The organism is Bifidobacterium sp. M0353 (assembly GCF_016100645.1).
GTDB lineage: Bacteria > Actinomycetota > Actinomycetes > Actinomycetales > Bifidobacteriaceae > Bombiscardovia > Bombiscardovia choladohabitans.
Genome location: NZ_JACFSB010000130.1, coordinates 1 through 282 on the forward strand (window position 1 = coordinate 1; position 282 = coordinate 282).

Below are 282 nucleotides of genomic sequence, written 5' to 3' on the forward strand. Positions count from 1 at the left end.
TGGATTGCCAGAAAAGATGTTATTACTCGCAATACTGAAATTTTAAAAGTATTGAATAATGGTAAGGATGGAAAAACACCGACTAAGGTATCAATTGCTGACTTCGATAGCATTAAGGATCTAGAAAATAATACACTTGATCCTTTAATCCAAGCTACTTCAAGTTTTATCACCAATCAGTCAGGCTATAATGTTTTATCAAAAGTTAAAGATGCTGAGGGTAGATACTTAATTCAACCAAGTCCAACTCTTCCAGATGTTAAGCAAATTTTGGGTCATAAC

The 282-nt window shown here is 33.3% G+C and carries 1 protein-coding gene; it reads left to right on the top strand.

Annotated elements, in window-relative coordinates; genetic code table 11:
* Positions 1–282: phage major capsid protein (locus H3V04_RS09275; RefSeq protein WP_198188332.1), on the top strand; the 282-nt coding region annotated here is incomplete at both ends.